7 protein-coding genes are annotated in these 7,019 nt (G+C 26.3%); 3 read left to right on the top strand and 4 right to left on the bottom strand.

The window, feature by feature from the left end; all coding sequences use genetic code 11:
- Positions 1–249, bottom strand: a 249-nt coding sequence (locus BM384_RS17240; protein ID WP_139232038.1) for an IS1/IS1595 family N-terminal zinc-binding domain-containing protein, incomplete at its 3' end; no start/stop codon positions are given.
- A gap of 132 nt (positions 250–381) precedes the next feature.
- On the opposite strand from BM384_RS17240, the gene BM384_RS03655 reads away from it, so the two are divergent.
- On the top strand, positions 382–585 hold the full coding sequence (locus BM384_RS03655) for a hypothetical protein (protein ID WP_090011179.1): 204 nt from the start codon (positions 382–384) through the stop codon (positions 583–585).
- A 57-nt stretch (positions 586–642) separates the two neighbouring features.
- On the opposite strand, the gene BM384_RS03650 is transcribed toward BM384_RS03655, so the two are convergent.
- The 3 genes from BM384_RS03650 to BM384_RS03640 form a co-directional block, all read right to left on the bottom strand.
- Positions 643–1,389, bottom strand: coding sequence for a hypothetical protein (locus BM384_RS03650; protein ID WP_090011177.1), 747 nt, complete (start codon positions 1,387–1,389; stop codon positions 643–645).
- 222 nt (positions 1,390–1,611) lie between these two features.
- Positions 1,612–2,757 (bottom strand): tetratricopeptide repeat protein, encoded by a 1,146-nt coding sequence (locus BM384_RS03645; RefSeq protein WP_090011175.1) that lies wholly within the window; start codon positions 2,755–2,757, stop codon positions 1,612–1,614.
- Between the two features lie 668 nt (positions 2,758–3,425).
- Complete coding sequence (locus BM384_RS03640) at positions 3,426–4,322, bottom strand: LysR family transcriptional regulator (RefSeq protein WP_090011173.1); 897 nt, start codon at positions 4,320–4,322, stop codon at positions 3,426–3,428.
- 122 nt (positions 4,323–4,444) lie between these two features.
- Here BM384_RS03640 and asd point away from each other — a divergent pair, with 122 nt between their 5' ends.
- Together asd and BM384_RS03630 are read left to right on the top strand one after the other, a co-directional pair.
- Positions 4,445–5,536, top strand: coding sequence for an aspartate-semialdehyde dehydrogenase (asd, locus tag BM384_RS03635; RefSeq protein ID WP_090011171.1), 1,092 nt, complete (start codon positions 4,445–4,447; stop codon positions 5,534–5,536).
- 116 nt (positions 5,537–5,652) lie between these two features.
- A complete protein-coding gene (locus BM384_RS03630; protein WP_090011169.1) occupies positions 5,653–6,951 on the top strand; it encodes an alkaline phosphatase family protein in 1,299 nt (432 codons plus the stop codon).
- The last annotated feature ends 68 nt before the right edge of the window (positions 6,952–7,019 follow it).

Raw genomic sequence — 7,019 nt, 5'->3', positions numbered from 1 at the left:
AAAAATAGGGGTATGAGTACTTGATACAAAGGATTTTTTGCATGTTTTGCAAAGGTACCTTTGAACATTTTTATTCTTTCCGTTTTTAACTATGTATTTATTATGGCAATGAGGGCAAATTAATTTTGAGTCTTCTTTAATTGAAGATAATTCAATTAGTTTACTTATATCCATAATTAATTTTCTTTTTGAGGGATTACTCATAGGTTTTATTATTTCTAATACATCATTGTAATTATACGAATTCAAATACATCATCTCCTTAAAAATCTTTGTTAAGATGATTGACATATTTTATCACTTTTATTCATAATACAGCCTTATTAAAAAATAATTTTTGGATATATTATTTCTTATAAGACTAAAAGGAGATATATATAGATGAATAAAGATCAATACATAGTTGAAGGATTAAATAATGAAATGGCTAAAGAAAATTTAAAAAGGGCTCTTGAAATTATTGAAGGAGTTAATGGTGTTTTTATAGATTTAGGAAGGAATAACTTAGAGATTCTTTGTGATTCTAATGTTGATTTAGAAAGGGTAAGAGATTGTATAGAAAATACAACTCATAAGCTACAGTAATTAGATATAAAAATACCCGAAATTTTGAAAAATTATATTTCGGGTATACCTTAATTTCTAAAGTAAAAGAAAATCAAGATAGCAATCACTTATTAAGTTGATAGTATCTTTAAAAATTGATTTATCTTCTTTTGTTAAGTATTTTTCTATATAAAAGCTATTTAAATCCTTTATTATAGATTTATTTAAATTTAGTATTTCTTTTTTAAAGTTAGAAGAAACAAGTCCTATTTTTGAAGTATTAAATACTTTTGTATATATCCTTAAAATAGATAAGGGAAGTAGAATATATAGTTTATTGTCTTTTATATAATCTAAACTATAGTTATAAAGTTTAAAAACAGGTATTTTGTAGCTTAAAGAGTGAGTATATATCTTCGTAATATAGTTGTAGTTATCTAAAGATGAATATTCATTTTCTAATTCTAGAATTTTTACATCTGGAAGATTAATAATATAGCTATCTTCTAGAGCATTAGTTAAATCATATTTTAATAAATAAAGAGAAAAATTCCTATTAGGCTTATTCAAAAATTCAATTGAAAATAAATATTTTTCATCCAAAGTAAAGTTAATTGATGAAAGTGATGAATTAAATTTTACGTAATTGTTCTTATCTTTATCAAGTTTTTGTGTATAAATATTTACAGAAGAATTTATGTCTAATGATTCATTAAAAAAGAAATTAAATAGTTGAATTATTAAACATGAACTTACAGATTGAAAAAAATTTAAAATTATTTTAAATATTTTTTCATTAGATGATAAATTATCTTGATTGTATAAATAAATAACTTTGCTCAAAAAAACACCTCTTTTTGAGTATTGACATAAAATATTTTTTTTAACACCTAACAAATAAAAAAATTAAGTTCTAAAATATTTAAGGCGTTAAAAAATAATTACATTGCCCTAAAAGAAAAAACAAAAATAAAAATATAAATATAAATATAAATATAAATAAAACTTAGTGCTTACATTTGTTCATACAAGTAATAAATATATATGATATTTAAAATAAAAATATTAATTTACATTTTGAAAAAATATTATAATTAGAATAATTAATAGAAAAACAGTTATTACCACAAGTATTGCAAGAGCAATATTATTTAAAGAAAAAATATTTTTTTCTTTCATAGTGACATAACCATCTGGATACATATATTTAAATCTTGGACTTTCCTCTATGGGAAGGGTGTAATCAAAGTCATCTTCAATAAGTTTACCCTTTCTTTTTAATCTTTTATTTATATTTTTTTCATAATTATCAAGACATCTATATTTTAATGTATTAGTAAATAATATATCAAAAAGCTTTTTTGCCTCTACAAAATTATAAGTTCTATAATGACTAAGTGCTAATAATAAAATCATATTATATTTTTTGGGATTTTTTTCTATGTATTTATTTAAATAAGGAATTGCTTCGTTATATCTTTCTAGTTTAAAAAAGCATTTACTTAATTTTTTTATTGAATCATAATCTTCATTATTAATACTTAGTGCTTTTTCATAAAATGGAATGGCATCATCAAAATTTTGGATTAATGAAAAATAGTCGCCATTAAGTCGTATAAGTTCAGGATCATAATCACATATATCATAAGCTAAATCTAAATTAATTGAGGCGTCATTATAATTTCCAAATTTTAAGTCTCTGTAGACTAATTCTCTATAAGATATGTATATATCAAACAAATCATCATTTATATCAGTTATAAAGTCATAACTTAATGGAGATAAGTTATCTAAGTTGTTTATTAAAGAATAGAGCATAATAGAATAAGAGTAATCATCACTTTCTTGAGAATAATCAGTACTAAAACAGAATAATACATCTATTATATCCCATATATTTTCTGGAATATAATAATGCTTTGTAAAGTAGTGTAAAACTTCTTTTTTAAAAACCTTTCCATATTCCATATTTTCAACCATAGGATCAGATAATAATTTTCTCCATACTTTTTCATTTACTCTTAATTTTGGTGAAGTATAAATTTTATCAATTGATTCAATAAAGTTATTAATTTTTATAATGGCCTCTTCTCCTAACGGTGGCGAAAGATAATCAAAGCTTTTTAGTTTTATCTTTGATTTAAAATAATTATTAGAAGAATCATCAGGTTCTTTATATTGTTTGTTAGATGTTTTGTCCAAAGAATCCATAACACTAGTCCTTTCTTGTATATTGATTGTATATATAATTATATATTAAATGTATTAAATATACAAATTTGTAAGTGATGTTATGGGCTAAAATTTTGTTTATTAGAGTTGTATCTTGATTAAAAAGAAAAATATAGGCTTAAATGTAAAAAAATAATAAAAATAAAATGTTAATATTCTTACTTAAGTATAAACTTTAAGAAATATTTACCTGAAAAATAGGCTGTATTATGGATAAAAGTGATAAAAATAGGCAGATATCTAAATAAATGATTATTGAGAAGTGATTGATTTGTGATTAGATAACTATTTTAAAGTTTTAGAAAATATAAAGCTTTTAAGTAATGTAGCTAAAAAGAAATTATTAATAATATAAGCATTTTAATTAATGTTTTAAATAATAAAGAAACATTAATTTGCTCTCATTGTAAAAATAAATACACAGTTAAAAATGGTAAGGATAAAGAAAACCAAAGATATTTATGTAAAACTTGCAAAAATTCAATGTGATGAAACCTTTTTTCAAGAATCTTTTAAGGGCAATCACTATAAAAATGGAGTTGTTATGCCAAGAAAGGTGAACATTCTTATTTAAGCACGAACTTTAAAGGACGTCCACCTATATTGGAATAGTTAGTTTTACTTATCACTTTATTTAAAAATACAGCCTATTCTTTATTATTAATAAGAAACTTTTTTGATAATTCTAAGAAGGCAGCTAGAGCAGGAGAGATCCATTTGTCCTTATGATATATAACTTGAGATATTACCCCAAAGTCAGGACCATGCCAATTAAGAGGGATAAGCTTGCCTGATTTAATTTCATCATCTACAGCAACCTTTGGAAGAAGGGTTATACCAAGACCACTCATTGTAAATTGTTTTATTGCTTGAACACTACCTGTTTCAAGAACAAGATTTTGTTTTACATTATATTCTCTTAATATATTTTCAAAAGCAGCTCTATAGCTACAACCTGTTTCAGTTAATATTAACGGTTCATTTTGAATATCCCAAGGAGTTACATTTTCTTTTCCTATTAGGTGATGACCTGGATAAGCAAGTAAAAGCATAGGTTCATCAATTTCTATTTCGCTTATAAAATCTTCAGATTCAATTTTGCGCCCGAGAGAAAAGGCAACATCTATTATGCTGTCTTTTAGATAGTGTCTAAAGTCAGCACAGCTACCAAACTTTAATGATACTTCAACATTAGGATAAAGACGTCTGTATTCCTTTAATATTTCAGGAAGCCTTATAACACATAGAGACTCAGCTGCCCCTATAGTTAAGGTACCATTAGGTTTATTATCATGAAATACTACATTTTTTATGTCTGTTGATAACTTTATCATTTGTTTTGCATATGGAATAAGTTTTCTTCCTTCATGAGTTAATGAAATATTTTTTCCTATACGATCAAATAATTTAACGCCAAGTTCATCTTCAAGTGATTTTATTTGAGTAGTTATTGTTGACTGAGCATAGCCAAGTTCATTAGCAACAGATGTAAAACTTTGTAACTTTCCTACAGTCAAGAATGTATTAAGTTGACGAAAATCCATGATATTCACTCCTTATCAAATTAATTGAATGAAATAATTCAAATTATCAATTTTACTAATGATTAAAATAATGATATCATATACTTAGTTAATAACACAAATTTAGTTTGAGGTGATATGTAATGAGTAATAAGTTAAAAGTGGGGATTATAGGGGCTACAGGTATGGTAGGTCAAAGATTTGCATGCCTATTAGAAAATCATCCATGGTTTGAAGTAAAAGTTCTTGCAGCAAGTAAGAGATCAGCAGGTCAAGTTTATGAAGATGCTGTTGAAGGAAGATGGAAGATGGAGACTCCAATTCCTGAAAATGTTAAGGAAATGGTTGTTATGGATGCAGATGATGTAGAAGCTATTTGTAGTCAAGTTGATTTTGTATTCTGTGCTATTTCATTAGACAAGCAAAAAACAAAGGAACTTGAAGAAAGATATGCTAAGTGTGAAACTCCAGTAGTATCTAATAACTCTGCTAATAGAGGAGTTTCTGACGTTCCAATGTTAATTCCAGAATTAAATGGTGAACATGCTAAGATAATTGATGTTCAAAAGAAACGTCTTGGTACAAAGAATGGATTTATAGCAGTTAAGCCAAACTGTTCAATTCAAAGTTATGTTCCAGCATTAACTGCACTTAAAGAATTTGAACCAGTTGAAGTATTGGCTTGTACATACCAAGCAATATCTGGTTCAGGAAAAACATTCAATGAGTTCCCAGAAATAGTTGGAAACGTAATTCCTTATATCGGTGGAGAAGAAGAAAAGAGTGAAAACGAACCATTAAAAATTTGGGGTAAAATAGAAAATGATAAAATAGTTCCATCTGAAGGACCAGTAATTACAACTCAATGTTTAAGAGTTCCAGTTTTAGATGGACATTTAGCTGCAGTATTTGTTAAGTTTAATAAAAAGCCAACTAAGGAGCAAATAATAGATGCTTGGAATAACTTCAAAGCACCAGAATTAGCAGCAAATCTTCCAAGTGCACCAAAGCAAATGATTCAATACTTAGAAGAAGATAACAGACCACAACCATTATTAGATAAAAACTATGAAAATGGTATGGGAATAAGCATGGGAAGACTTAGAGAGGACAAGGTTTATGATTATAAGTTCATAGGTCTTTCACACAATACTTTAAGAGGTGCTGCAGGGGGCGGAGTTTTATCTGCTGAATATTTAACTGCTGCAGGATATATTAAAGCTAAAGAAAAATAAGATGTTAAAATAATTAAAGCCCACACTTTCAGTGTGGGTTTTTCTATTTTACTTGAAAGAGTTAAATCATAAATATATAATACACAGGTAATATATAATTAGATGGAGGGATATTTATGAAAAGCAAATATCTGATTATAGTTTCATTTGATGCAGTGGGGTCCTCTGATTTAGAGAATCTTAAATTTATGCCAAACTTTAAAAAAGTAATTGAAAAAGGGGCTTATATAAAAAAAGTTAAGTCAATTTATCCAACTTTAACTTATCCTGCACATACAACAATAATAACAGGTAAATATCCTAAAAATCATGGGATTATAGATAATACAATATTTAAAAAAGGAAATTTACATCCTAACTGGTATTGGTTTAGTAAATATATTAAGGGCAAAACAATTATTGATATAGCAAAGGAAAAAGGTATGAGAACATGTTCTATTTTATGGCCTGTTACAGGAAGAGCAGATATAGAATTTAATTTTCCAGAGATTTTTCCTGTTAAAAAGCACCAAAATCAAATATTAATGTCTTTATATGCTGGTTCCTTTTATTATCAATATAAATTAAATAAGAAATATGGAAGTATTAGAAGAGGGATAGAGCAGCCTAATTTAGATAATTTTGTATTAAAGTGTATGGAAGATACAATAAATAATGAAAAGCCTGAATTAATGCTTGTTCATTTTACAGATGTAGATACAATAAAACATTTATATGGTGCAACTAGTAATGAAGCTAAAGATGCTGTAAAAAGGCAGGATGAAAGGCTAGGTAAAATATTAGATTGTCTTCATAAAAATAATATACTAAGTGAAACTGATTTAATTATTTTAGGGGATCATGGAGCTAAGGATGTGTCTAAAGTAATAAGAATTAATAAATTATTTGTAGATAAAGGTTTTATTAAGGTTTCTAAAAAAAATAATAAATTATTAGAGTATGATGCTATATGTAAAAGCCTTGATGGTTCTGCTTATATTTATCTGAAAAATCCAAAAAGTGAAAGGACTAAAAAAGCAGTTGAAAAGTTATTACATGATTTTAAAGAAAAGGAATCAGGAATTGAGGAAGTTTTAGATAATGAAAAAATAATATTAGAAGGTGCAGATAAAAATGCAGCATTTATGCTTGAGGCTAAGGAAGGCTATTACTTTATTGATGAGTATGGTGGGGATGTAATAGAAAAAATTAATGCAGAAGATGTAGGAAGAGATAATCATAAATATAGAGGAATACATGGCTATAGTCCTAATAAAGAAAATTATACTACCTTCTTTATAGGACTTGGAAAAGACTTTAAAGAAGGCCTCACTTTAGAGGAGGGAAAACTTATAAATCATGGTCCTACAATAGCAAAACTTTTAGGTGGTGAGTTAGAAGACTGTGATGGAGAGGCTGAAGATATTCTCACTTAGTTGTTAAAATATATATAAAATTTACTAACTTTTAACATTTGACATAAAAGGTCAAAGAAGGTAAAATT

Origin of the sequence: Clostridium sp. DSM 8431 (assembly GCF_900116755.1) — a bacterium.
Classification (GTDB): domain Bacteria; phylum Bacillota; class Clostridia; order Clostridiales; family Clostridiaceae; genus Clostridium.
This window is presented reverse-complemented; position numbering and strand designations above follow the sequence as displayed.